This is a genomic window from Bacillus sp. REN10, assembly GCF_016820555.1.
GTDB lineage: Bacteria > Bacillota > Bacilli > Bacillales > Domibacillaceae > Bacillus_CE.
Genome location: NZ_JADHDW010000001.1, coordinates 63761 through 90389, shown reverse-complemented (window position 1 = coordinate 90389; position 26629 = coordinate 63761). Strand labels below are relative to the sequence as shown.

The 26629-nt window shown below is 41.0% G+C and carries 24 protein-coding genes and 1 other annotated feature; of the genes, 6 read left to right on the top strand and 18 right to left on the bottom strand.

The annotated features are described in order from the left end of the window. Positions 1 to 19: 19 nt before the first annotated feature. Entirely contained in the window at positions 20 to 1843 is a 1824-nt protein-coding gene (locus IRB43_RS18050; protein WP_203361467.1) for a diguanylate cyclase domain-containing protein, read from the bottom strand. A 451-nt stretch (positions 1844 to 2294) separates the two neighbouring features. Here IRB43_RS18050 and rpsD point away from each other — a divergent pair, with 451 nt between their 5' ends. Beyond that, positions 2295 to 2897: a 30S ribosomal protein S4 gene (rpsD, locus tag IRB43_RS00455; RefSeq protein WP_203361466.1), complete on the top strand. Its 603-nt coding sequence runs from the start codon at positions 2295 to 2297 to the stop codon at positions 2895 to 2897. Here rpsD and IRB43_RS17950 read toward each other — a convergent pair. Beyond that, positions 2894 to 3016, bottom strand: coding sequence for a hypothetical protein (locus IRB43_RS17950; protein ID WP_275296736.1), 123 nt, complete (start codon positions 3014 to 3016; stop codon positions 2894 to 2896). The two genes, rpsD and IRB43_RS17950, sit on opposite strands and share 4 nt — an antisense overlap. A 288-nt stretch (positions 3017 to 3304) precedes the next feature. Between IRB43_RS17950 and IRB43_RS18115 the strand changes: the two genes are divergently transcribed. Then, positions 3305 to 3496: an aspartyl-phosphate phosphatase Spo0E family protein gene (locus tag IRB43_RS18115; RefSeq protein ID WP_481748098.1), complete on the top strand. Its 192-nt coding sequence runs from the start codon at positions 3305 to 3307 to the stop codon at positions 3494 to 3496. A 108-nt stretch (positions 3497 to 3604) separates the two neighbouring features. Here IRB43_RS18115 and tyrS read toward each other — a convergent pair whose 3' ends face one another. Next, on the bottom strand, positions 3605 to 4864 hold the full coding sequence (tyrS, locus tag IRB43_RS00445; protein WP_203361465.1) for a tyrosine--tRNA ligase: 1260 nt from the start codon (positions 4862 to 4864) through the stop codon (positions 3605 to 3607). Between the two features lie 69 nt (positions 4865 to 4933). Beyond that, positions 4934 to 5152, bottom strand: a binding site (T-box leader). 123 nt (positions 5153 to 5275) lie between these two features. Further along, a complete protein-coding gene (acsA, locus tag IRB43_RS00440; protein ID WP_203361464.1) occupies positions 5276 to 6994 on the bottom strand; it encodes an acetate--CoA ligase in 1719 nt (572 codons plus the stop codon). A 193-nt stretch (positions 6995 to 7187) separates the two neighbouring features. On the opposite strand from acsA, the gene IRB43_RS00435 reads away from it, so the two are divergent. The 3 genes from IRB43_RS00435 to IRB43_RS00425 are packed head-to-tail and all read left to right on the top strand — an operon-like array spanning position 7188 to position 9646. Continuing rightward, on the top strand, positions 7188 to 7820 hold the full coding sequence (locus IRB43_RS00435; protein WP_203361463.1) for a GNAT family N-acetyltransferase: 633 nt from the start codon (positions 7188 to 7190) through the stop codon (positions 7818 to 7820). A 21-nt stretch (positions 7821 to 7841) separates the two neighbouring features. After that, positions 7842 to 8489: an acetoin utilization AcuB family protein gene (locus IRB43_RS00430; protein ID WP_203361462.1), complete on the top strand. Its 648-nt coding sequence runs from the start codon at positions 7842 to 7844 to the stop codon at positions 8487 to 8489. After that, positions 8486 to 9646: an acetoin utilization protein AcuC gene (locus IRB43_RS00425; protein WP_203361461.1), complete on the top strand. Its 1161-nt coding sequence runs from the start codon at positions 8486 to 8488 to the stop codon at positions 9644 to 9646. Before IRB43_RS00430 ends, IRB43_RS00425 begins: the two co-directional genes overlap by 4 nt. A 74-nt stretch (positions 9647 to 9720) precedes the next feature. On the opposite strand, the gene motS is transcribed toward IRB43_RS00425, so the two are convergent. From motS to IRB43_RS00405, 4 genes are all read right to left on the bottom strand, one after another. Then, positions 9721 to 10440 carry a flagellar motor protein MotS gene (motS, locus tag IRB43_RS00420; RefSeq protein ID WP_343070716.1) on the bottom strand — a complete coding sequence of 240 codons (720 nt, stop codon included), beginning with the start codon at positions 10438 to 10440 and terminating at the stop codon, positions 9721 to 9723. Next, positions 10437 to 11246: a flagellar motor protein MotP gene (gene motP / locus IRB43_RS00415; protein ID WP_203361460.1), complete on the bottom strand. Its 810-nt coding sequence runs from the start codon at positions 11244 to 11246 to the stop codon at positions 10437 to 10439. Before motP ends, motS begins: the two co-directional genes overlap by 4 nt. Positions 11247 to 11307: 61 nt before the next feature. Then, complete coding sequence (ccpA, locus tag IRB43_RS00410) at positions 11308 to 12306, bottom strand: catabolite control protein A (RefSeq protein ID WP_203361459.1); 999 nt, start codon at positions 12304 to 12306, stop codon at positions 11308 to 11310. Positions 12307 to 12381: 75 nt separating this feature from the next. After that, positions 12382 to 13458, bottom strand: a complete 1077-nt coding sequence (locus tag IRB43_RS00405) for a bifunctional 3-deoxy-7-phosphoheptulonate synthase/chorismate mutase (protein WP_203361458.1) — start codon at positions 13456 to 13458, stop codon at positions 12382 to 12384. Between the two features lie 264 nt (positions 13459 to 13722). On the opposite strand from IRB43_RS00405, the gene IRB43_RS00400 reads away from it, so the two are divergent. Further along, positions 13723 to 15870 (top strand): cell division protein FtsA, encoded by a 2148-nt coding sequence (locus tag IRB43_RS00400; protein WP_343070785.1) that lies wholly within the window; start codon positions 13723 to 13725, stop codon positions 15868 to 15870. 76 nt (positions 15871 to 15946) lie between these two features. Here IRB43_RS00400 and ytxJ read toward each other — a convergent pair whose 3' ends face one another. The 10 genes from ytxJ to IRB43_RS00350 form a co-directional block, all read right to left on the bottom strand. Next, positions 15947 to 16261 carry a bacillithiol system redox-active protein YtxJ gene (ytxJ, locus tag IRB43_RS00395; protein WP_203361457.1) on the bottom strand — a complete coding sequence of 105 codons (315 nt, stop codon included), beginning with the start codon at positions 16259 to 16261 and terminating at the stop codon, positions 15947 to 15949. A gap of 95 nt (positions 16262 to 16356) precedes the next feature. Beyond that, positions 16357 to 16863 (bottom strand): YtxH domain-containing protein, encoded by a 507-nt coding sequence (locus IRB43_RS00390; protein ID WP_203361456.1) that lies wholly within the window; start codon positions 16861 to 16863, stop codon positions 16357 to 16359. A gap of 18 nt (positions 16864 to 16881) precedes the next feature. After that, positions 16882 to 17361 (bottom strand): DUF948 domain-containing protein, encoded by a 480-nt coding sequence (locus IRB43_RS00385; RefSeq protein WP_203361455.1) that lies wholly within the window; start codon positions 17359 to 17361, stop codon positions 16882 to 16884. A 320-nt stretch (positions 17362 to 17681) separates the two neighbouring features. Continuing rightward, the gene (murC, locus tag IRB43_RS00380) at positions 17682 to 18986 is read right to left on the bottom strand and encodes a UDP-N-acetylmuramate--L-alanine ligase (RefSeq protein ID WP_203361454.1); all 1305 of its coding nucleotides are present in this window, start codon (positions 18984 to 18986) and stop codon (positions 17682 to 17684) included. A 157-nt stretch (positions 18987 to 19143) separates the two neighbouring features. Then, complete coding sequence (locus IRB43_RS00375) at positions 19144 to 20244, bottom strand: nicotinate phosphoribosyltransferase (RefSeq protein ID WP_203361453.1); 1101 nt, start codon at positions 20242 to 20244, stop codon at positions 19144 to 19146. Positions 20245 to 20380: 136 nt separating this feature from the next. After that, entirely contained in the window at positions 20381 to 22873 is a 2493-nt protein-coding gene (locus IRB43_RS00370) for a DNA translocase FtsK (RefSeq protein WP_481748101.1), read from the bottom strand. Between the two features lie 124 nt (positions 22874 to 22997). Beyond that, positions 22998 to 23795 carry a DUF1444 domain-containing protein gene (locus tag IRB43_RS00365; RefSeq protein ID WP_203361452.1) on the bottom strand — a complete coding sequence of 266 codons (798 nt, stop codon included), beginning with the start codon at positions 23793 to 23795 and terminating at the stop codon, positions 22998 to 23000. A gap of 63 nt (positions 23796 to 23858) precedes the next feature. Continuing rightward, complete coding sequence (locus tag IRB43_RS00360; RefSeq protein ID WP_203361451.1) at positions 23859 to 24170, bottom strand: thioredoxin family protein; 312 nt, start codon at positions 24168 to 24170, stop codon at positions 23859 to 23861. After that, on the bottom strand, positions 24167 to 25189 hold the full coding sequence (locus IRB43_RS00355; RefSeq protein WP_203361450.1) for a PTS sugar transporter subunit IIC: 1023 nt from the start codon (positions 25187 to 25189) through the stop codon (positions 24167 to 24169). The genes IRB43_RS00360 and IRB43_RS00355 overlap by 4 nt, the downstream gene beginning before the upstream one ends. 179 nt (positions 25190 to 25368) lie before the next feature. Continuing rightward, positions 25369 to 26442, bottom strand: a complete 1074-nt coding sequence (locus IRB43_RS00350; protein WP_203361449.1) for a M42 family metallopeptidase — start codon at positions 26440 to 26442, stop codon at positions 25369 to 25371. Positions 26443 to 26629 lie beyond the last annotated feature (187 nt).

The window sequence follows — 26629 nt, the reverse complement described above, 5'->3', positions numbered from 1 at the left end:
GATGGCAGGCCTTTTATGACTATTGATCATTCGAACAAATAACCACTTTATTTTTCCCTGTTGTTTTCGCTTTGTAAAGCGCCTCATCCGCTTGATTAAATAACACTTTCACACTGATCGGCTGATCTTTAGACCAATAAGAGACACCACAAGAAATCGTCACTCTCGGATTTGTGGAACGAGCCACCTGCTCGACTAATTGTGTTGCAATGGCCACTCCCTCTTTTAGCGATTTCTCCGGAAAATAAATCGCAAGCTCCTCTCCTCCCCAACGAGCCGCAATATCTTTCTCTCCAGTGGTTTGTTTAATCAGATTAGCTACTTGAATAATCGTATCATCGCCCGTTTGATGACCATATGTGTCATTAATCGCTTTAAAATCATCAATGTCTATTAATAAAAATGTTCCCTTTGCATCTTTTTCAATCGATTTAGAAATGGATTCATCTAAATAGTTTCTAGAAAATAACTTGGTCAAATAATCAGTAATAACGAGCTTCTCTAATTCTTCCCGCAACATCGCATTTGTTAAACCAAGAGTGGAATGATGAATCAACGATTGCAATAACTTATACATATCAAAGGTAAACCCATAGGCTTCTTGTTTTAAAACGATGCAAAAGCCCTTGAGTACATTTCCATGAACCATCGGGACGACCATTAAAGAATGATAAAGCAACGGTTGTTCCAGCTTCTCTTCTAATTCCCCAACAAAAAACGAATCCTGTTCTTTTTGAATGCGCTCAAACGCATAATCAATATACTTTTTTCCTTCGGGTTGAGAGAAGAATTTACTGCTTCCAGGCAAGATTTCAATGTCTTCGTTATTGATAAATACGAACCCAACGGCAGAAGCATGAAAGAAACGTGCAATTTGATCATTCAAATATTGAGTAGTATCGGTAAAACGCAACGTCGAATTGAGCTGATGGGACGTTGCATTAATTAACTGTAAATCAGCAATCAGTTTTCTTGATTGTTCATATAATTTCGCTTTTTCAATCGCACTTCCACCCGTATTGGCCAAAATCCGAATAAAATCTTTTTCGCTCTCTAATATTTGTTTTTCTATCGGAATTCTAACCTGCAGCACACCATATACGCCTTGCTTCCCCATTAATGGAGCATAAAGAATAGAGGAGTTTTTTCCCGGTCGGTGCTCAAGTTGCACTTGCCCGTTGATATAAGCCAGCATCGCTTCTTCACTCGCCCGCTCAAAATTAAAATGATCTGTCGGCAATTCTTTATATCGGTCATCAATCGCTAATAAGAAGTGATATGTATAATTAGGAAGAACTCGTTCTAGTGTGGACAATATTTCACCAAGTACATATTCAATATCTAAAGACGAATGGAACTTTTCTGTCACATTAAATAATTCTTTATATCTTTTTTCATTATGTGTTCCAAAATGCATTTGCCTCATAAAAGTAATGCCTTCATTCGTTATTTGCACAAACTCGTTCAAATGCTCGTCAGTTAACTCCTCAAGCAATTCCTTCTTCACTTGTAGAAATAAATATAATGGATCCTCATCAAAAAACTGAAAGGCGAGATTTCCTTTTTTAAGTAATCGTTCTCCTTTTAAAAAAGGAACGGTAAATGCGCGGTCAATGGAGGCATGCTCATCTCTCGGTATTATTTCCGTGTCAGCATATACGGAGTCTTGGTACTCTCTACAATATAACTTGAGCTCATCTGTTTCAAATAGTACACGAACGAAATCAAGCCACTCCTGCACAAGCTGTTCTGGAGTCATTAAACTTTTTTGACTTTGAATAATTAATTCAAATAGCTTAGCTTTATATTTGATCAACCATTCGACTTTATCTTTACTATCCACCTTATCCCACCTACCTTCCCTTTCAGATAGAGATCTTCCCATGTTTATTTAATTGGTCAATCACCAGTTACCGCTAGTAATTATATCATATTTCCTCCGACTAAAGTTTTATAAAGCGTTTTTTATTCTTGCTTCTGTGAAAAAATATCTTATTCATTTTGTGAGAATAAGTCAAAATCGATGTCATTATTTAATAAAACAAGATCCTTTTACAAGATATATTGACATGTACAACATAAAATTATATACTATTCTTTGTGTAAAATAAATGCAGCCTAAGTGTACACATTTATGAGTTCATTTTGTTCCTTTATCTGAAGCGATAAAAGGTGCATCGCGTAACCCTCTGCTGCTGGGGCGATGGTGCATGAAAACAAAATGGCCAAAATTGTTGTCTCACCCGGTTTTTATTTTACAACAAAATAAAAACATTTAAAGGAGGAGCTATATTATGGCTCGTTATACTGGTCCAAGCTGGAAATTATCCCGCCGCCTAGGAATCTCTCTTAGCGGTACAGGAAAAGAATTAGAGAAACGCCCTTATGCACCTGGACAACATGGTCCAAACCAACGCAAAAAACTTTCTGAATACGGTTTACAATTACAAGAAAAGCAAAAACTTCGTCATATGTACGGAGTAAATGAGCGTCAATTCCGTAACCTATTCGTAAAAGCTGGTAAAATGAAAGGCGTATACGGCGAAAACTTCATGATCCTTCTTGAAAGCCGCCTAGATAACCTTGTTTACCGTCTTGGTTTAGCTCGCACTCGCCGTCAAGCTCGTCAGCTTGTTAACCACGGTCACGTAACAGTTGATGGACAACGCGTTGACATCCCATCTTACCAAGTAAAACCTGGTCAAGTGATTTCTATTCGCGAAAAATCAAGAAATCTTGAGATCGTTAAAGAAGCAATCGAAGTGAACAACTTTGTTCCTGAGTACTTAACTTTCGATGCTGACAAATTAGAGGGTACATTCACTCGCCTTCCTGAGCGTTCTGAATTATCAGCTGAAATCAACGAATCTCTAATCGTAGAGTATTACTCTCGTTAATCAATCAGATCCTTCGTCTGATTACAAAAACCGTGATCATCTTTGCTCAAGCAAGGACGATCACGGTTTTTTGTTTTACCCGCTATTATTTTTAAAGACTTCGTTCGATGATGTTTCATTTCTTCACATCACTCCTCAAAAAAAGGACTGACTATCCAATCAGCCCTGACTGCAAAAGCCCAGTCGATGTGACGCCAGGTGCTACCTCGCGTCTTATATATCGTATGAAAATAAAAAGACAAATGTTCCCTCATTTGATTCATTTTCAGCTCATCAGCTACAAACCGGTAAATTTTTTTCTATTGAAACATTTTCCCCACAAAAAACACTTCCATTTCTTTTCAAAATTGTGTATATTATTACCTGTTGAGTTAAAAAGTAAAATAATTAATGGGAGAGAATGTGAGTTGGAAACACAAGAGACTTGTCATCATTTAATGAATCAAATAGACTCTAAGCGAGATTTAATGATTTCCATGGGAATAACAAAAGGCCTTGGCAGTTTAGAAACGATACAGTACAGTCAAGAGCTTGACAAATTAATTATTCGCTTCCAAAAGAATTGTGATTGCTGGAATAAGTTTTTATTACTAGATTAATGACATTTAATGATAGACCATATAATAATCTTTATCATGACAAAAGCAGGCTCATGTGAAATACTTGATAGCCTGCTTTTATGTCGTATCATTGCTATATATGAATGATTAATATTTAATTAAGAAGTATTTCTTTTTCCCGCGACGGATGATCGTGAATTTACCTTCCATTTTATCTTCATCAGATAAAACATAGCTTGTATCCGTTACTTTCTCACCATTGATGGATACCGCTCCATTTTGAATATCTTCACGCGCTTGACGCTTAGACGGTGAAATACCAGCAGAAACAAGCAATTCAACAAGAGCTAACTCTTCTTCATTCGCTGGTTCATAGGATGGCACATCTTTAAATCCTTGTGCGATTTCTGCAGCCGTCAAGTTTTTCACATCGCCGCTAAATAGCGCCGCAGAAATTTTCTTTGCTTGTTCTAAAGCCTCTTCTCCATGAATTAGGCGTGTCATTTCTTCTGCTAATGCTTTTTGAGCTTTTCTTAAATGAGCTTCTTCTTGCATCGATGCTTCTAATGCTTCGATCGTTTCTTTAGTTAAGAACGTGAAAATTTTCAAGTATTTCACGACATCAGCATCCGCTGTGTTGATCCAGAATTGGTAAAACTCATATGGTGATGTTTTTTCTGGATCCAACCAAATCGCACCACTCTCTGTTTTACCGAATTTCGTTCCATCCGCTTTTGTCACCAATGGAATCGTCATACCAAAGGCTTTTTCCCCTTCAGGCTTCATTTTACGAATCATTTCTAAGCCAGTTGTAATATTGCCCCACTGGTCACTTCCGCCAATCTGCATTTTACAATTATGGTTTTCGTATAAATGATAGAAATCCATCGCTTGTAAAATGGTGTAAGCAAACTCAGTGAAAGAAATACCAGTATCTAATCGAGAAGAAACAATGTCTTTGGCTAACATGTAATTGACACCGATGTTTTTACCAAAATCACGCAAGAAAGTGACAACATCCATCGAGCCAACCCAGTCATTGTTATTCACTAATTTTGCGCCATTCTCACCTGAAAAATCAAAAATCTTCTCTAATTGCTTTTTAATGCACGCCACATTGTGTTCAACCATTTCAGGCGTTTGCAGCTTTCTTTCTTCACGCTTCCCGCTTGGGTCACCAATCATACCTGTTGCTCCACCGACAAGCACAATCGGACGATGTCCATGATTTTGAAAGCGACGAAGCGTTAAAAATGGCAGTAAATGTCCGATGTGCATACTGTCCGCTGTCGGGTCAACCCCACAGTATAAGGACACACTTTCTTTATTGAGAAGTTCTTTCATACCTTCTTCATCTGTTTGCTGATAAACAATTCCACGCCATTCTAATTCCTGCATTAAATCCATTGATCTTCTTCCTCCCTTTTCTCTATTAGCGTTTGATTTACATAAATACAAAAAACGCCCCTGCTATTATGCAGGGACGCTATATGTATGCGCGGTACCACCCAAGCTTGAGAAAATACATTTCTCCACTTCATTGAAATAACGACTAGGCCGTTTGCTGCTACTAAAAAAGTTCACAACAAAAGCTACAGGGGGTAATTCATTCAACTATTTGTACTGGTTTTCACCAACCACCAGTTCTCTGAACAACAGGGATAGCGAACTACTAAATCCTATCAACGCTTTAAGTATATTTAAATGTTATAACTCATATTGTAAACAAAGAACGAAGAAAATGTCAAACAAGTTTTTTAAAAATGTAAACTAACTGTCAAAAAAGCGACCTGTATAACGGCCGCTTTTTTCCTATGATTAATCTTCCATTGTTGATAGATCGCCTGTTGGCAGGTCGAGCTCCCATGCTTTTAATACACGGCGCATAATTTTTCCGCTGCGAGTTTTTGGCAGTTTATCACGGAATTCAATTTCGCGTGGTGCCGCATGAGCCGCTAAACCGGTTTTCACAAATTGGCGAATATCTTCCTTCAATTCATCAGAAGGTTCGTAACCGTCAATGAGTGCAACAAACGCTTTAATGATTTCTCCGCGAACAGGATCTGGCTTGCCAATAACCCCCGCTTCCGCAATCGCTGGATGCTCGATCAATTTGCTTTCGACTTCAAATGGACCGACCCGTTCACCCGCTGTCATAATGACATCGTCGACACGGCCTTGGAACCAAAAGTAGCCGTCTTCATCCATATAGGCAGAATCGCCCGAAACATACCAGTCACCCGGCATAAAGTAAGATTCATATTTCGCTGGGTTATTCCAGACACTCACCATCATGGACGGCCAACCTTTTTTAATTGCTAAGTTGCCCATTCGATTCGGCGGGAGCTCATTGCCTTGGTCATCGACAATGGCTGCTTTCACTCCTGGAATTGGTTTGCCCATCGATCCCGGTCTAATTTCCATGCAAGGATAGTTACAAATCACTTGTGCACCTGTTTCCGTCATCCACCATGTATCATGAATGCGAAGGTCGAACACTTTTGAGCCCCAGCGGACAACTTCTGGATTCAATGGTTCTCCAACACTTAAAATATGACGAAGAGCGCTTAAGTTGTACTTCTTCACCAATTCATCGCCCGCTCCCATTAGCATGCGGAAAGCGGTTGGCGCGCTATACCAAACGGTCACGCCATAATCTTCAAGCGTCTTGTACCAATGATCGGGGCTAAATCGGCCGCCAACTACAACATTCGTTGTACCTGTTAACCACGGACCGAAAATACCGTATGCAGTCCCCGTCACCCAGCCTGGATCGGCTGTGCACCAATAGACATCGTTTTCTTTCAGATCAAGCACCCATTTAGCGGTTTGATATTGCTGAATCATCGCTCGATGCACATGCAAGATCCCTTTTGGTTTTCCTGTAGAGCCTGATGTATAGTGTAAAAGCATGCCATCATCAAGGTTCATCCACTCGATGTCAAATGACGGGTCCGCCTGTTTCATTTTCGCTTTAAAATCAACAAACTTCCCTTCCTCTTGTACATGATCGCCAACAAGAAAAATCGTTTTTAAAGCAGGCAGTTCTGCTACTGGCACACGCTCTAACAATTCAGGCGTTGTGACAAGCACTTTCGCCTCACTATCCTCTAGACGGTCACGAACGGCTCCTTCCATAAAAGCTTCAAATAACGGACCAACAATCGCTCCTGCTTTAATGGCACCAAGTACAGTAAAGTAAAGCTCTGGTGAACGCGGCATAAAGACAAATACACGATCACCTTTTGTCACATCCCCAAATTGCTTCAACACGTTCGCTGCTTGATTCGAATAATCTTTCATCTGTTCAAATGTATAGCTTTCCTCACGATCAGCATCACGATAATGCAAAGCGACTTGGTCTTTCCGCTCAGAAGCAGCATGGCGGTCAATTGCTTCATAGGCGATATTTACTTTCCCTGTCTCAGCCCAAGAAAAGTGCTGTTCAGTTTCTTTCCAATTAAAAGATGAAGATACCTCATCATAATTTTTTAAATTAAAGTCTCCTGGCTTTACTGTTAGCGCTTCCAATTTCATTGACCGACTCCCCTTTTATGTAAGAATATGTTTCTATAATACTATATTTTTTTCATTTTCTCAATTTTTAAATAATTTTTATTTCATAAAAATAACACAAACTTCTAAATGTATGAAAAATTCTATGAAAACGCTTTACATATCCAATTTTTATGTATAATGAAGATATGGAAATAACCAAGGTGGTGACTAAATGAAACATATCAAAAGGTTTCATTCAAAAGAGTTAGAAACAAAAGAAGGGACTTTAATCATAGAAGGACCAATTTCTCCAGAAGAATTAGCAAAGATGACTTTTCACGAAGGACTTGTCGCTTTCAGGCAACCCGAGCAACAGCACCAAGCCATTATTGAGATTGCTGCATTGCCTGAAGGAAGAATCATTATAGCAAGGGAAGGAAATGTCATTGTTGGCTATGTTACATTTCTATATCCAGACCCTCTCGAACGCTGGTCAGAAGCTAACCTTGAAAATATGATTGAGCTAGGAGCAATTGAAGTGATTCCAAAGTATCGCGGTGCTCAAGTTGGAAAAAATTTATTGCGCTTGTCCATGCTTGATGATGCCATGGAAGACTATATTATCATCACCACAGAATATTACTGGCATTGGGATTTGAAAGGGACTGGACTCAACGTGTGGGAATACCGCAAAATCATGGAAAAGATGATGAATGCCGGGGGCTTAGAATGGTACGCAACTGATGATCCTGAAATCAGTTCTCATCCAGCCAATTGTTTAATGGTCCGGATTGGGAAAAGAGTCGATCAAGCGTCCATTCAAAGATTTGATCAAATTCGCTTTATGAATCGATTCATGTACTAAATTAAGGAGGATGTGACGACTATGCTATTAGAAGAAATTATGCAATCAGAAGTACATACCTTATCTCCAAACGACCGAATTGGGACTGCTTTGAATCTTTTAAGGGAAAAGAAAATACGCCATATTCCCATCATTGATGATAACAGCCAACTTGTGGGTTTAGTCACAGACCGGGATGTGAAAGAAGCCACTCCGTCTATTTTGCAAAAAGAAACGAGCGAGCATGAGCTAAATAAACCATTAAGTCTCATCATGGAAAAGAACGTCATCACCGGGCATCCACTCGACTTTGTAGAAGACGCAGCCGCTACATTATATGAATATGATATTAGCTGCTTACCCATCATTCAAGGCGGCGAACTCGTTGGCATCATTACTGAAACAGACGTACTGCATACATTTGTTGAATTAACGGGAGCCAATCAGCCAGGTTCAAGAATCGAAATCAAAGTGCCTAACAAACCCGGCATGTTATTTGAAGTCGTCAATGTACTGAAAAACAGACGAGCGAACATTCACAGTGTCCTTGTTTATCCGGATAAACAAGATGACCAATTCAAAATTGTGGTGTTGCGTGTACGAACGATGAATCCAGTTGGGTTGATTGACGATTTGAAAAAGGAAGGACATATCGTTTTATGGCCTAACATGCCTGGAGTCTCCTTATGACGAAACAAGCGCTATTTGTTCATTCCGATCAATTGCTCGGTTATCGTTTTTCAGAGCATCACCCTTTTAATCAATTTAGACTGACATTAACGATTGACTTATTAAAAAAAAGCAACGCCCTTAAAGATGAGGACATCATTCCTCCACGCATGGCCACTGTTGAAGAATTAGAGCTTATTCACGACCCTGCTTATGTGAAAGCTGTACAAAAAGCAGGCAAGGGACAACTATCGCTAGATGTTGCTGAAGGATATGGACTTGGAACAGAGGATACACCTATTTTTGAAGGAATGCATGAAGCAAGTGCTCTTCTTGTTGGCGGCACATTAACAGCAGCCGATTTAGTCATGCAAGGAAAAGCCAAACACGCGCTTCATTTAGGCGGTGGCCTCCATCATGGCTTTCGGGGCAAAGCTTCAGGTTTTTGCATTTATAATGACAGCTCGGTCGCTATTAAGTATTTACAAGAAAAATATAATGCTAGAGTACTTTATATCGATACGGATGCTCATCATGGCGACGGTGTTCAATGGTCATTCTATGATGATCCAAATGTCTGCACCTTATCTATCCACGAAACGGGTCGTTATTTATTTCCTGGAACCGGTAATGTAAATGAACGCGGACAAGGAAAAGGGTATGGTTATTCATTTAATATTCCGCTAGATGCTTTTACAGAAGATGAATCTTGGCTTGAAGCATATGAAACTTCTATTTGGAAAGTGGCCGAATTCTTTAAACCTGATATCATTTTGACACAAAATGGGGCGGATTCTCATTATTTCGATCCTCTCACGCATTTATCTGCCACGATGGAAATTTATCGACGAATTCCACAAGTAGCAAGAGAAATTGCTGATCAATATTGCGAAGGACGCTGGATTGCTGTGGGCGGAGGCGGTTATGATATTTGGCGTGTCGTCCCTCGAGCTTGGGCAAGAATTTGGTTGGAAATGACTGAAAAATCCCACTTTTCAGGTCCTTTACCTGAACAATGGGTACAGCATTGGCAAACAAAAGCTCCTGTCCCACTTCCTCTCTCATGGGAAGACCCAGAGGAAATGTATCCACCTATTCCACGCAAACCGGAAATCGAAGAAAAAAATCGAATTGCTTTAAATAAAGCACTTTATCCATTATCTAAAAAAGAAATATGAACGTCATCAATGAAAAAAGCTGACTTCTCCTGATTCAAGCTAGCTAACATGAATCGGAGAAAATCAGCTTTTTATCATTGATTTTCCGTATATTTTGGATCTGTAATAATGATTTCCACTCGGCGGTTTTTTTGCATATTTTCTGCACTTGTATTTGGCTCAAGCGGTCTTGTATCTCCGTAACCGACTGCGATGAAGCGATTTGCATCAATGTTATGACGATCGCTTAAAAAACGAATGACACTGCTAGCACGCGCACTAGAAAGCTCCCAGTTGGACGGGTAATAGTTATTTTTGATGGGGCGATTATCCGTATGTCCTTCTACTTTAATAATGTTTGGCTTGGATTCAAGCATTTCACCGATTTTATCCAAAAACGGATGAGCATCTTCTACTACGACAGCATCCGCTGTATTAAAAAGAATTTTCTCTTGAAGAACGAGAACCACTCCTCGTTCCGTTCGAGTAGCAGTCGCCACATCCTCTAGTCCATTGGCTTTTAAATACTGCTGTACTTCTTTCGCTAGCTTATTCAGTGAATCTTCTTCCTTCTTTGCTGTCTCTTTCTTCATTTCCTCTGACGGATATTCTCCAGGAACGATCGAGGATTGATTTTCAAACCCTGCCTGTTCTTTAAACGACTGTGCGATCGCTTTAAATTTAATAATATCAATTTGCGACATAGAAAATAATAAAATAAAGAACACAAGGATCAGAGTCACAAGATCCGAAAACGTCACCATCCATTTAGGAGCACCCTTTGGCTGTTTAGGCGGACGACGTCTCATCATCATGCTTCAACCGCCTCGCTTGAACCTAACTTCTCGCTTGATAGCTTTTCTTCCTTTGATAAGAAAGCGGTCAGCTTTTCTTGCAAGATTTTAGGGTTTTGTCCTGCCTGTACACCGACTACACCTTCTATGATGATCTGACGATAAAATACCTCTTGTTCTGTTTTCAGCTCTAATTTCGATGCCATCGGTAAAAACACGAGGTTAGCGAGCAATGAACCGTAAAGAGTAGTAATTAATGCCACCGCCATATTAGGCCCTAACGTCGCTGGATCATTTAAGTTATTCAGCATTAAAACTAAGCCAATTAAAGTACCGATCATTCCCCATGATGGCGCATATTCACCGGCTTTTTCCAACAAACTTCTTCCCTTGCGATGACGCTCCTCTAAAGCGACAATTTCTGCATTCATAATATCTATGAGCATTTCCTGCTCAATTCCGTCTACTGCTAGCAAAATGCCTTTTTTCAAAAACTCATCTTTCTCCTCATTGAGACTTACTTCAAGAGAGAGTAATCCTTCACGCCGCGCCTTTTCAGATAATTTCACAAACCGTTGAATCAGCCCTTCTAAATCGGTTTCTTCTTGCTGAAAAGCCTGCCTCATAACGACAAACACGTGTTTAATATCTTTCAATGGGAAATTAATTAACATCGCAGCCACTACTCCACCGAACACAATAAGTAATGAGGGTAAATGTACAAAGGACGAGAATCCTTCGACGCCTCCGCTTGTAATGATGGCAAAGGCTAGTAAAATGAAGCCGATCACAATTCCTATTGGTGTCAATGCATCAAACTTTTTCATTTTTCCTCCCCTGTTCATTTCATAAACATATTTTTACTTATCTTTAATATCGGTGGAAATTTTACTTTGTTGACCCTCTTTTTTCAATTCGATGCGGCAAAACAACAATGGAACTTTCTACCTCTTCCTTGTTCATATATTTCGTTAGCAATCTCATTGCTACAGCTCCAATATCATATAATGGCTGAATGACAGATGTCAGCTGCGGTCGCACCATTAAAGATAGGCGAGAACTATCGAAGCTAATAATTTCAAGATCCTCTGGAATCTTTATCCCGCTATCTTGTGCTCCATGAACGACACCTAATGCCATTTCATCATTGTTGACAAATACAGCGGTCGGTTTAGACGATAATTGCTGAATTTTTTTCCATGCTTCTAATCCAGAATCATACGTATAATCCCCTTCAATAATCAATTCTTCGTCCATCGGAAGACCGGCTTCCTCCAAGGCTCTTTTATACCCTTTAATGACATACTCTTTGTTGATCGTATCCGTTAAAGGGCTGGCCACATAAGCGATGCGCTCATGTCCTTCATCAATCAACAACTTCACCGCATCATATGCCGCTTCCTCGTAATTTGTATTCACAGAAGGAATCTGTCCGGACAATTCAACCGATCCTGCTAATACGACGGGCACAGGGGAACGCTTAAATTCTTCCACATGCTCCTCTGTAATTTGACCGCCCATAAACACAAGACCGTCGACTTGTTTGCCAAGCATCGTATTAATTAAATGAAGCTCTTTATCCTTATTTTGATCGGAATTACTTAAAATAATATTGTACTTATACATCGTGGCGATATCTTCAATGCCTCGTGTTAACTCGGCATAGAAAATATTCGAAATGTCAGGAATGATCACTCCAACTGTCGTTGTCTTTTTACTAGCGAGTCCACGTGCCACGGCATTTGGACGATAACCAAGTCGCTCAATTACGTCAAGGACTTTCTTTCTTGTGGCTGGTTTGACATTCGGGTTCCCATTGACTACACGGGAAACTGTGGCCATTGATACATTGGCTTCTCTTGCTACATCATATATAGTAACATTCATAATTTTCTACATTCTCCTTTAATCATTCTTTCCTCTATATATTAACGAAAAAAAACTCCTGTGAAAACACAGGAGTTATGCTTTTACAGGAATTGCTTTCATAATTTCCTTATAAAATTCATCAAATTGTTGCAAATTCATTTGTTGAGCGGAGTCAGACAAGGCAACGGCAGGATCTGGATGCACTTCAGCCATCACTCCATCCGCACCGATCGCAAGGGCAGCTTTAGCTGTCGGAATTAATAGATCACGTCGCCCTGTTGAATGAGTAACATCCACAAATACCGGTAGATGCGTTTCTTGTTTTAAAATTGGCACGGCTGAAATATCTAGCGTATTTCTCGTTGCACGCTCGTACGTACGAATTCCACGTTCACAAAGCATAATCTGGTCATTCCCGCGAGAAATAATGTATTCAGCTGCATTAATAAATTCCTCAATCGTTGCCGCTAAACCGCGTTTTAATAATACTGGCTTTTTCACTTCTCCAGCCGCTTTTAATAACTCAAAGTTTTGCATATTGCGGGCACCGATTTGAATCACATCAATGTAATCGCAAGCCAGTTCAATATCAGCAGGATTCACAATTTCACTCACAACCGCTAAATCGAATTCGTCTGCTACTCTCTTTAAGATTTTCAATCCTTCTACACCAAGACCTTGGAAGTCATAAGGAGACGTACGAGGTTTGAAAGCACCTCCACGAATTAACTTTAAGCCTTTATCTTTAATGGCTTGCGCTACTTGCGCTACTTGCTCATACGACTCTACCGCACAAGGGCCAAACACGAATGTCGGAGCGCCTTTCCCCACTTCTTCTCCCCGAATGTTAACAATCGTATCTTCTGGCTTCTTCTTCCGGGAAACAAGAAGCGCTTTACGATGATCATCTTGTTGAAGCTCAAGACCTGCTTTGAAGATCTCTTTGAACAAATGCTCAACCGTTGATGTTTCAAAAGGCCCCTCATTGCTTTCAATAATCTTATTTAACATCGCACGTTCACGGACAGGATCGTATCGATTAACCCCTTGCTTTTCCTTGACGCGTCCAATCTCTTGAACTAGCGTCGCACGCTCGCTAATTAATTTTAATAATTCCACATTAATCTCGTCTACACGTTGTCTCAACTGATCTAATTCTTGGTTACTCAATTCCCTCATCCTTTCGCCTTGTTGATTTTTCAATTTTCAAACAACTAACAATTGAATGCTCCTAACAGCCAACCCTCAACTCTTTTTATAAAAGAATCATAAAAGACCGTATTAGAATGGATCATTTTGTTATATATTTTATATATTAGGGACTATTATAAAGCAAAGATATTGAAATGTCACGTAAAAGTTACTTCAATCATTAAACGCTTTTAAGCATTAAAGTAAAAAAGTAAAATATAAAAAAGCAGGTGAGTTATATTGGTGCAATCCAATCGCATATTTTCATTAGATATTGGAACAAGATCCGTCGTGGGGATGATTGTTGAACAAGAAGCAGATCAGTTTCATGTTGTGGATATGGTGATGTATGAGCATAAAAAACGTTCCATGCTCGATGGACAAATTCAAGATATTCCTTCGGTCGCGGCAATTATTGCTAAAATTAAAGCCGAGCTGGAAGAAAAGCACGGTCCATTAAAAAAAGCTTGTGTAGCAGCTGCCGGAAGGGCCTTACAAACCGAGATCGCTCAGGCCACCATTCAAGTAGCCGGAAAGCCGATGACACAAGAAGATGTGCTTCATCTTGAGCTGTCCGCTGTTCAAGAAGCGCAAATAAAGACCGCTAAAAAACAGCAGCTCGATCAGCATCACCATTACTATTGCGTCGGATATTCGGTTCTTTATTATCGATTAGATGGAGATGAAATTACTAGCTTAATAGATCAGCAAGGAACAGAGGCTTCCGTTGATATTATCGCAACCTTTTTACCTCGCGTCGTCGTTGAATCATTAATTTCAGCCTTAGCTAGAGCAGATTTGGAGATAGAAGCATTGACGCTAGAACCGATTGCGGCTATTCATGTACTCGTTCCCCCATCGATGCGCCGCTTAAATATTGCCCTTGTGGATATCGGAGCAGGAACATCTGATATTGCCATCACAAGCGAAGGAACAGTCATTTCTTATGGAATGGTGCCGATTGCTGGCGATGAAATTACCGAAGCACTAAGCGATCATTTTTTACTTGATTTCCCTGTGGCCGAACGAGTAAAAAGAGAACTGCAAACAGAAGAAAACATTACAATAACGGATATATTGGGGTTTGAAACGCTATTTTCCAAAGAGGAAGTACTAAGTCACATTAATGGGGCTGTCAACCGGCTAGCGGAAGCCATTCAGCAAGAAATCATCCGCTTAAATAACGGAAATGCTCCTCAAGCGGTCATGATGGTCGGCGGTGGCAGCTTAACACCCGGATTACCTAAACTGTTAGCTGAGAAGCTGCAGTTGCCTGAAAATCGAGTGGCCATTAGAGGAACAGAGGCGATTAATGAGTTGACAATGAATGAACAGATCACTCATGCCCCTACACTCGTTACACCAATTGGTATCGCGATTACCTCTAAGCAAAGACCGCTTCAATACAAAACAGTGTATGTCAATGATCAACCCGTTCGTCTATTTGAATTAAACAAGTTAACAGCGGGAGATTGTCTGCTAGCCGCTGGATTAAAGATCAATCAGCTGTACGGTAAACCAGGGCTAGCCATAATGGTCACGTACAATGGACAATTATTAACTATTCCTGGAAAGTATGGGAACCCACCTATATTAACCAAAAACGGACAACTATGCCGCTTTGATGAAGAAGTGCATCATCATGATAAGCTAGAAATTATAAAAGGAGAAGACGGAGAATCGGCTAGTGTACAACTCAATGAATTACTAGAGAATTCCACGAGCATTCAAGTGACTTTACACGGGGAAACAATCGAAGTTCCTTTATCTATTCTTGTAAATGGAAAAGAGACGGACGTATATATCTCCCTTTCCGATGGTGATATAATCGAAGCTCGCTATCCATCCATCGCTGAATGGTTGCCATCCCAGCAAAAAGAGGCATGGATAGAAGAATTGCGTCCGTTTTCTGTTATCATCAACGATAAAAAAACGTACTTTCCGTCCCTTTCAGCCAAAATACGGGTCAACGGCCGAGACGAAAAATTATCTCAGCCTCTTCAAGACGGAGCCATACTTGAATGGATCCCCGCACCGAACAGAACGGTTGCAGATATCGCAGCTTTAAAGCAATTTCCATTCGAGCAGTCGATCATCGTCTTCTTCAATGGAAAAGAACTGACCTTGACGAAGGAAGCAACACGTTTTTACCGAGAGGGAACTTTATTACAGCCGGAAGATGTCGTCTATGCTGGAGATGAACTCATTGTAGAAACGGATCAAGCCCAAGGATTTATCTTTCAAGACTTGTTCCGCCATGTCGATATCTCTATCCCTGAACAAGAGGGAAAAACGTTTCGCATTTTAAGAAATAATGAAGAAACGACTTTTTATGAAGCAATTTTCCCTGGCGATCAGCTTGAGATTAAATGGGAGACCATCAAAAAATAGAATCATGCACTTATTCCACACTTCATTAAACGGTGTTATCGCCATGTTTATAAACATGGCGATAACACCGTTTCGCTTATATAAGTGTCAATTGTTGCTTAGTAATTCGCCAATGGGAATCATTCCAAACAGGCTGTCCATCTTGAAAGAGAAAAGCTTGCGGGGATTGATGGACAACCATAAATTTATCCGCCACATAATTTGAAAGCTCTCTTGCCTCTTGTACCACTAAATAATATCCTTTCTCTTCAGGTTTCTCCTTTAAAAAGGATTGGAACTCATCAAAGGCTGTCCCACTAATAGGACAGGTGATGCTGTGTTTCAAAAAGAAAAAACGCTTATGTTCTTTCAGCAATACTTCAAACTGTTCAATTCCTGTTATTTTCTCCATTCTTTTCACCTTTCTTCCACTAAAATGATGTACTTTTATTATACTTTTTCCATGAAAAAAATGAAAACGGCGAGGAAGCCCCACCGTTTTCATTTTTATTGATCCGCTTTATTTGTATGGTCGACTGAAGCTGCTTGTTGAACTGTTTTTTCTGTATCATCGAACGCTTTTTTCGTTTCTTCCAGCTTCTCTGTAAGCGTCACGGCTGCTTCTTGCAATGCTTCTTGCGGCTCCGCTGCTTTTACGGCTTCATCTTCTAGTTGAGTATTCGCTGGAGCTAAAGTTTTCACTTTTCCCATGACTGCGTTAGATTGCTCTTGAACAACCTTTGTCAGGCTAGCTGTTTTATCTTTTACTTCCGTTGCAAGATCATAACCTTTGACCCGCGCCATATCTGTCCAGTCACTAGCCCGCTCTTTTAAAGAACCCGCTTGGAGATTAATGTTTTCACGAAGCTCTTTCCCAGACTTCGGTGCTAAAAAGAGAGCCGTGGCTGCTCCAACCATTCCTCCGATTAATGCGCCAATCAAAAAGTCTTTTGTATTCATGCTGCCATCATCATAATTCGAATTCGCTTCATAGTTTGGATTATTTTTCTTCATAACCTTCACTCCTTTTAATTAATGGCTTCTTTGTCGCTTGCTAACATCTCCTGCCAATGCCTCATTTGTCATTTGCACAGGGGCTTGTTCTTTTCTTTCTTTAAATTTATCAACCATCTGTTTCACAACGCTTCCCCATTGTACAGCTTGGGATATTTTATGTTGGTTTTTCTCCAACTCAGAAGCTACATTCGTTGTTACATTTTTCACTGATTGATTTAATTGTTGAACCGAGGAACTAACATCTTTCACTGCATAAAAAACCGTATTGAGCTGTGCTGTTTTTTGCTGAATATCCTCAGCTAATACGTTTGTTTTATGTAGTAATTCTGTCGTTTCAGATGTGATCCCTTGCATTTGTCCCTCTAAACGATCCACCGTTCTAGAAAGACTGTCCAATGTTTTGTCCACGGATTTCAATGTTTTGGACACATTCAAAACAAGAATAAAAAAAGCGATCGCCGCAATCGCAGCACTTAAATATAAAATAATTTCCACTCTGAGACCCTCCTGCGATGGTTATATTGATGAAGTTACCCTACTTTATTCATAGATAAACCCACTTCACTAATAAATACTTCGACAACAATAACAAAAATCCTCCTAAGAAATCAAGAAAAGCGCAGCCGACTGTTTAGACACGACAAGCAAATGACAGAATGACGAAATGGCGTTCTTCAGCCATGCAGTCAGACTGGCATTTGTCTCGAGTGTCTAGGAGGCGGAGCTGGATCAAGAAAACCGGAGCCGACTGCCCAGACACGACAAGCAAAACAAAAGGCTGCTAGAAGGGTCTAGCAGCCTCGTACATCTTTTCTTTATGCTTTAGCCAATGAGCTTTCATAAGCCGCTTGAAATTTTTGGATATCGCCAGCTCCCATAAAAATGAGCACACTTCCTTGATGATCCTTAAGAAGCGAAATCGTTTCTTCTTTGATCAGCTTGGCACCTAAGATTTTCTGTTGCAAATCTTCGATGGAGAGCTTGCCATGATTTTCACGGGCGGAACCAAAAATATCGCATAAGTAAACAGCATCTGCTCCGCTCAAACTGTCAGCAAAATCCGCTAGAAAGGTTTGAGTTCTTGAGAAAGTATGCGGCTGGAAAATAGCCACAATTTCTTGTTCAGGATACTTCTGTCTAGCTGAACTAATGGTCGCTTTAATTTCTGTCGGATGATGAGCATAATCATCCACTAAAATTTGAGTCCCGATCCTTTTTTCTGAAAAGCGACGCTTCACTCCTCCAAACGTTAACAAGCGAGCTTTGACGATCTCCGTATCAATTTCTTCATACTGACAAAGAGCAATGACAGCCAAAGCGTTTAAAATATTGTGATCACCGAACGTCGGAATTTTAAACGTGGCATAGAATGTATTACGAACAAAGACATCAAACGTTGTACCTGTTGCATCATGTTCTACGTTTCGCGCTTGAAAATCATTTTCCTCTGCAAACCCATAGAATACAACCGGTACTTTTGCTTGAATGCCTTGCAAATACTCATCATCTCCACAAGCAAAAATTCCTTTCTTCACCTGAAGGGCCATTTCTTGAAAGGCAGAACAAACATCTTCCACATCCGCAAAATAATCCGGATGATCAAAATCGATATTCGTCATAATCGCATAGTCTGGATAATAGGATAAAAAGTGACGACGATATTCACATGCCTCAAACACGAAATACTCTTCGTCTCTTTCTCCTTTCCCCGTTCCATCACCAATCAAAAAAGAAGTCGGCTTTGCTCCGCTAACGACATGAGATAGCAAGCCTGTCGTTGACGTTTTACCGTGTGCTCCTGTAATGGCTACACTCACGCTATTTTCCATGAATTCACCTAAAAACTGGTGATAACGAATGACAGGAATCCCTAATTGATTCGCTCTTTCAATTTCTTCATGGTTATCTGGAAATGCATTTCCAGCAATCACTTGCATGCCTGGCTGAATATTGTCAGCGTTAAAAGGAAGAATCGGAATTCCTGCCTCTTCTAGCGCTTGTTGTGTAAAAAAATATTTATCTACATCTGAACCTTGCACTCGTTCTCCTTTATCATGGAGTATTTGTGCTAGGGCGCTCATACCTGAGCCTTTAATTCCTACAAAATGATAGGTTGTCATAACAGAACCTCCAACATTCGTCTATCCGTAAGCATTATATGTAAGTAGCGCCTTTTTGCTCTATATAGACGACGGACAGTTAACTTTCACAGTAAATGATTATATCACTTTTTTATGTTTATGACTATTGTTCGTCAAAAACAAAATCTGGCGAATGTTAAAACTCCACCTTCTCAAGGCGCGGGTTTGGTCGATAGCGACGACCGGCTTTCGCTTGCGCTTTGCCATTGAGCATCACAAGATCTCCTGTAAAGCCAATATGTATTTTTAATAAACTGCTTCCCACACCATACATATCTACAGGCACACCTTGCTTTTCAAATTCCGTAATTCGACTTTCATTAAATCCGCCAGAAACAACAATTTTCACATGATGAAATCCTTCCTCATCTAATGCACGGCGCAGAGCAAAAATCAGCTCGGCATTCACCCCGCGAGGATCAAAGGTTCCAAGCATATTTTGATTTCTCAGGAAATATTGATCAATCAGCGTTCTTGATGTATCTACACGAACCCCTTTTAATTCGGAACCAAATTCTCTAGCCACTTTCAATGAGTCTGTGATGACATCATTATTATAGTCCACAAGAGCAATGAGTTCATCGTTCGGGAAGGTCTCGGCATAGGCTCTCGTCGCCGCAACAATGTCGCCGTTAAATAATTGAATTAACGCATGCGGCATCGTCCCCATGCCTTCTTTCCCCCACCATTCATTCATCGCATGAGTCGCTTGAGCAGTAGAACCACCGATATAAGCAGCATACCCATCCCCTGCTTGTTGCATAAAATGATCGTCACGGTCGCCCATAAAAATAACCGGCTTTTGTTTTCCTGAAAGCTCGGCCGCTTTTTTGACATTATATACACTTGTCGCCACAGACGTTCTTCTTGCCAAAATTCCGTCAATCATGCCCTCTAAATAGCCAAACTCCTGATAAGGTCCCGTAATGGTTAATACGGTTTCAAACGGACTAATTTTATCCCCGTCTTGCAACGAATAAATCTCTAGCGTTTCTGGATGATCAGAAAATTCATGAATTAATGCAATGACTTCATCCGTGCCGCAAAGAACCGCTTCACTCTTTTGAAAAAACTGCATCGTCACAATATTGTCTTTATGATATTTATTAGCTAATTCTCTTGTTTTTAAAAAATAAACAGCCGAAAACCAGCCATCTTTGACTCGTTCATCAAATTTAAACGTACGATTCGTCAACCGCTTAATCTTTCCTTGCATCTTCCACTCGATTTCTTTCATTTGCTAAAAGCTCCCTCGTATTCACTAGTTCTCTCTTTTCTAATTCATACTGCTGAAAGACAAGGTGAACCCATCCCCTTTACCCGGCCCACCCTGTTATAGTCTGTTAGATACAAGTAAAGAATACCATGTATTATCATATTGTACTAGTGTCATTTATTGTTTGTAATTCTTCTTCAGATACGAGCACTTCACGCGGTTTTCCTGCACGCTGTTCAGAGATGAGCCCTTGCGATTCCATCATCTCGATTAAACGCGCCGCACGATTATAGCCGATCTTAAAATGTCTTTGCAATAATGAAGTTGAAGCGCCCCCTTGATGAACGATAAATTCACATGCTTCGGGGAACAGCTCATCTTCTACTTCTTGTACTTGCGCTTTCTTCAACAATTCTTCTTGTTTGAATAAATAGTTGGGTTGTTGTTCTTTGCGAACGTGTTCCACAACAGCATCAATTTCATCATCTGAGACAAAAGTTCCTTGCAGACGAACCGTTTCAGACGAGCCATTATTTAAAAACAGCATATCTCCCCGACCTAGTAGCTTTTCTGCTCCACCGCTATCGATGATCGTTCTCGAATCGACTTGAGAAGAAACAGAAAAAGCAATTCGCGTTGGAATGTTTGCTTTAATCAGTCCTGTGATCACATCGACGCTTGGTCGCTGTGTAGCAACAATTAAATGAATGCCGCAAGCACGCGCTTTTTGAGCAATGCGGCAAATCGCTTCTTCTACATCAACCGGCGACATCATCATTAAATCCGCTAATTCATCAATAATGATGACGATAAACGGAAGATGTTCACTTTTATTCCCCAGTTTTGCAGCTTTCTCGTTAAATTTCGTAATATCACGAACACCTGCGTGAACGAATAGCTCATAGCGACGTTCCATTTCTTCTACCGCCCATTTTAAAGCAGCTGTAGCAGCTTTTACATCGGTAATCACTGGACTCACTAAATGCGGGATGCCGTTATATGGAGCTAATTCAACCATTTTTGGGTCAATGAGTAATAATTTCAACTCATGCGGCGCCGCTTTGTAAAGCAAGCTGACAAGAATCGAGTTAATGCATACACTTTTCCCTGAACCAGTAGCTCCAGCAATTAAGCCATGCGGCATTTTCTTTAAATCTAGCACGACAGGATCACCGGAAATATTCAAGCCAAGCGCGGAAGTAAGCGGAGAAGGATCGTCATCAAACTCCCTGCTTTTAATAATTTCACTAATCAATACGGGACGACTTTCCTTGTTCGGCACTTCAATTCCAATGACTTGAGTGCCTGGAATAGGCGCCTCAATGCGAAGATTGCGAGCCGCTAGACTGAGTTTAATGTCGTCGGATAGGTTCGTAATCTTACTCACCTTTACACCGGGTTCCGGTTCGACTTCAAATCGGGTCACAGACGGACCGACAGTGACATTCACAACGGACGCCTTCACATTGAAGTTTTTAAACGTTTCATTCAGCACTTGACTTTGATGTTCCACCCATTCATGACTTGCTTCTTGATAGGAAGGAGGCTGTAAATAAGAGATATGAGGGAACACATAATTCTCTACAGCCGGCTCTTTTTGGCTTTGTTCCGGCAGAGCTTCCATTTCTTTCGGCGGTTGGGCTGCTGAAATCGTCACTGTGGCTTGAGTTTCCTCTTCTTTGAAAACAGCAGAAGTCATCGAAATTTCTTCTTTCTTCTGTTCTTGCTTCTGCTTCCACAAGTCCCGGTCTTGCTTCGACATAATCACATTAAATGGGGTTTGTCTTCGCCGCTGCTTTCGTTCTTCCGCACGAGAATGAGCTTTCTCCTCTGGCAATTTTCCTTCTTTGTTGGAGTGAGGTGCCGCCAGCTCCTGTGGATTGGCTAGGATTTCAGCTGGTTGTTCTTCCGCCTGAATGGACTCCTCAACAACGGAGTGGACATTTTCTTTAGGCTGTTGAGCGTTCTGATTAATGATCGCTGAAACAGGCGGCTTCTCCACTTCAGTTGAAGACAAGTCTTGTACCATTTCAGCTGGTTCGTCCACCTGTACCATTTCTTGTTTGACTGCTGGAGATAGTACAGGGGAAACGGCTTCAATATCAAACACTTTTTGCTTTTTTTCTTCCTTAAACAGCAATAGCGGCTCTTCTGTCACTGCTGGCTTTGACACCGTCTCCTGTTTCATCGAAGGCGCAGTCGTTTCCTCTTTCTTCACAGGCCGCTGTTTAAATCCATGAATCGGAGAGGCAATCTCTGAAGGCCGAAATGGTCTTTTAGACACTCGATTTTCACTAGTTGTGGATGAAGCTGTCGAATACACTTTTCTTGCTGTTTGCTCTTCCTCTCCAAATGATTCTCTTCGCACTCGCTCTCTTTTCGGACGTGTCCATTCATTGGAATAAGCAGGAAAACGAAATTCCCTAGACGGGTACTGGTACGTTACCTTTGTCACCATTTCCGGACTGTCGTTTTGCTTGAGCTTAAGCGAAGGGAACGAGCGCTTCTTTTCTTCTTCTCGTTGTTCGGTTATTTGCTCTTTCGTTTCTTCTTTCAGCTCTTTGGTCGTTTCTACTTCTTCCTCATCTATTTCAATTTCGATTTCTTCTCGAAATAATTCCATAAATTTTTTGAACCAACTCAAGGTCATCACTCTTTCTATGTAAAGAATCATTTTATATTCTAACAGTTTTCTTTTCTTTTTCGATAGAGAATTTTGAGCCATTGAGCCTTTTATCCCATTTCAAACAATTGCTAGTATGAACAAGCCATTTTTATTTCTTCGTGCGTCCCTTTGCCATAATAAAAATTGGCTCTAATTGGCCGTCTTCATATAGAAAAGAAAGAGCCGTTACAGGTATATGACCATTGGTAAAAAAGCTCATCGTCATTTGCGCTAACACATCGTAGCCGGTTTCATTGCGAATATCTCCGATGATCAGCACATCCCCATGAGGAACAGATACTGTCATTTCTCCTTCCATTTGCTGATGCATATCTTTTAAAAATTTATCATTTAACAAACGGCTGGCATCGTAACCGTCATTGGTATTTAAAAAATAAAAAATATTTCCGGCCACTTCATCTTTCTTTACCTCTGTCGATAAAGAGCGGACATTAAAGCGAGCCATTTCCCGAATGCTTTCTGCACTCCAGTTTTCTTTTTTCATTAAGCTTTCATCAATCAGGCGATATGTATTTCCGAGATCCAGCGCGTAATAGATTCTCGTCTCCGCTGTATGGTCATCCATCAAAAACGGCATTCCTTCCGCGGCCTCTTTCGGAAACGAAGTCGAACGAATCACGGGAAAAATCCGCTTTTCCTGCTGGGCTAAAGACGGTGTTGTTCCCATCACAGCGAGCGCTTCTTCCACATAATACACCACTTCATCAATCGCTTTTTCTTTATGCTGTTTCCATTTCGCTACAATGCCTGGCAAAGAAATCGTGATCCCTTTCTTTGTGTCGACATTTTCAATTCTTAATTCATCTTTTTCCCGATCGTAAGAAAAAGAACGCTGCTGTCCTTGAAGTCGCTCTTCAAGCATGCGTTTTAGTTTGATCGAATCCATTTTATATCCTCCTAATTGAAAGAGGCCTGGCGCCATCATCAGTGAGGGACCAGACCTTTTATGTTATAGCTTTTCAATAAACTGTTCAATTTCCTCTTTCGTTTTTCGGTCTTTGCTAACAAAGCGGCCCAGTTCTTGTCCATGATCAAAAGCAACAAAGCTCGGGATACCGAAAATATCCATTTCCACACAAAGATCAATAAACTGATCACGATCCACATATATAAACGTAAAGTCACTGTATTTTGCTTCAATTTCCGGTAAAACCGGCTCAATCACTCGACAATCCGGACACCAATCTGCTGAAAATAAAAAGAGATGCTTGCCTGACTCTTTCATTTGTTGAAACTCTTCCATAGATGTTAATGGTTTCATTTTGCTTTCCCTCCTGTTGAGATCGTCATTTGGCCTGGTAAGATCCAGCCTTTCTTTCTCATGACTTCGGATATCGCTAAGCTTATCACAAGTGGCCCAATGAAATGAAGCAGAAAGACTTGTAAAAAGACAGAAGCTTCAAATCCCATCACAGAAAAAGTCATGATCTGTCCAACGAAGCCAGAGGTTCCCATCCCCGCTCCAGCTGCATTGCTCATCATTGGCCAGACCGTCGTTCCAATGGGTGCTAAAATAGCTCCAGCCAATGTCGGAGGGATCAGAATGAGCGGATGTTGAATAATATTAGGCACTTGTAGCATCGAAGTACCAAACCCTTGGGCGATGAAACCGCCCCATCCATTTTCCCGATAACTCGCGACAGCAAAACCGATCATTTGGGCGCTGCAGCCAATGGTCGCCGCTCCAGCTGCCAGCCCATTTAAATCGAGCATTAATGCAATCGCGGCACTTGAAATCGGAGCCGTCAGAGCAAGGCCCATCAATACCGCTACTAAAATCCCCATTGTAATCGGCCGCTGCAAGGTCGCCCACTCGATCCAGCTGCCAAAAAACTTCATAAATTGATTAATTCCTGGTCCTAAAAAGGCGGCAATCGAATAACCAGTTAAAATCGTCACAAACGGAGCCACAATAATGTCCACTTTCGTCGTTTGGCTAACGGCCTTTCCCGCTTCCGCTGCTAACAGCGCGGCGACATAACTGCCGGCCGGTCCGCCGAGCGCCGCCCCGGCAGCACCTGTAATGACACTCGCAAACAAGACAAGCGGCGGTGCGTTTAACCCGTAGGCCACGGCCACACCAATAGCTGGTCCCATTAAGCTCATCGCTAAGTCACCCATTTCAATAAGAAACGAGAGCTGTAATTGCTGTCCGATCGTTTTAACAATAAGTCCAATAATCAATGAGCTGAATAGCCCAAGCGCCATAAAACTAAGCGCATCCACAAAATAAACTTTTGGAGATAAAGAAATCCCTTTTTTCTGCAAAAATGTTTTCATGCAGCCACCTTCCTTACACTTCATTTACTAGTGTAAAGACAATTATATACTGGATTGTCAACTTAATCAGCCTTTATTTAGTGGAAAAGAACTTGATTAATTGATGTTGTCTGATAAAAACCATTTCACCCCTTTTTCCAAAATGAAAAGAGAGCGTCGAAATGACACTCTCTTCTTGATTAACTTCCCGACTTAATACTATCTACCGTGGACTTGTCACAAGCTTTCACAAGACGGACAATCAGTTCTTTCGCTGCCGCATAATCATCGACATGGATGATCGAGGCATGCGTATGAATGTAGCGTGAACAAATGCCAATCACAGCACTTGGTACACCCTCATTGGATGTATGGACACGACCAGCATCCGTTCCTCCTTGGGAGATAAAATACTGATACGGAATGTGGTGAGTCTCTGCTGTATCTAACACAAACTCTCGCATCCCGCGATGAGTGACCATCGTGCGGTCAAAAATACGCAGTAGCGCTCCTTTTCCAATTTGTCCAAACTGGGATTTGTCCCCTGACATATCATTAGCTGGGCTGGCATCTAACGCAAAGAAAATATCTGGCTGAATCATTTCTGCTGCTGTCTGAGCGCCTCGCAAACCGACTTCTTCTTGAACGGTCGCTCCGGAGTAGAGCATATTTGGCAGCTTTTCATCCTTTAATTCTTTTAATAACTCAATCGCCAAGCCACAACCGTAGCGATTATCCCATGCTTTAGCGAGAATTTTCTTCTCATTCGCCATCGGAGTAAAGGAAGAGACAGGAACAATTTGCTGACCAGGTTTAATGCCTATTTTTTTGGCATCCTCGCGATCATCCGCGCCGATATCAATCAGCATATTTTTAATCGTCATTGGCTTTTGACGCAACGTCTCGCTTAATAAATGCGGCGGAATGGAGCCGATCACCCCGACAACCGGGCCATGATCAGTAATAATTTCCACGCGTTGAGCGAGAAGCACTTGACTCCACCAGCCTCCAAGCGGCTGAAAGCGAATCATCCCATTTTCGGTGATATCTGTGACCATAAACCCGACTTCATCCATATGTCCGGCTACCATCACCGTCGGGCCAGCCTCGCTCCCTTTTTTCAATCCAAAAATACTTCCAAGACCATCTTGAATGATTTCATCCGCATAAGGCGTTAGCATTTTTCTCATAAATGCTCGCACGTGATGCTCATTGCCAGAAGCACCAGGCAACTCCGTTAACGTTTTAAACATCTCCATCGTTTCTTGATTCATCACTGATTCCCCTTTGAAATAAAGTGAAACTTCAATCAGTGGGGGCTTTCTTCATCCCCCACTGATTAAAAGAAGAACAAAGGCTAAAGTCGCAACGCCTTTGTAACCTACATCCTGCAGGCCCGAACGATCGGGATAAATGCCTCCATGAAAAGAGGCTTATTATTTTATCTTACAGAAAAAATTC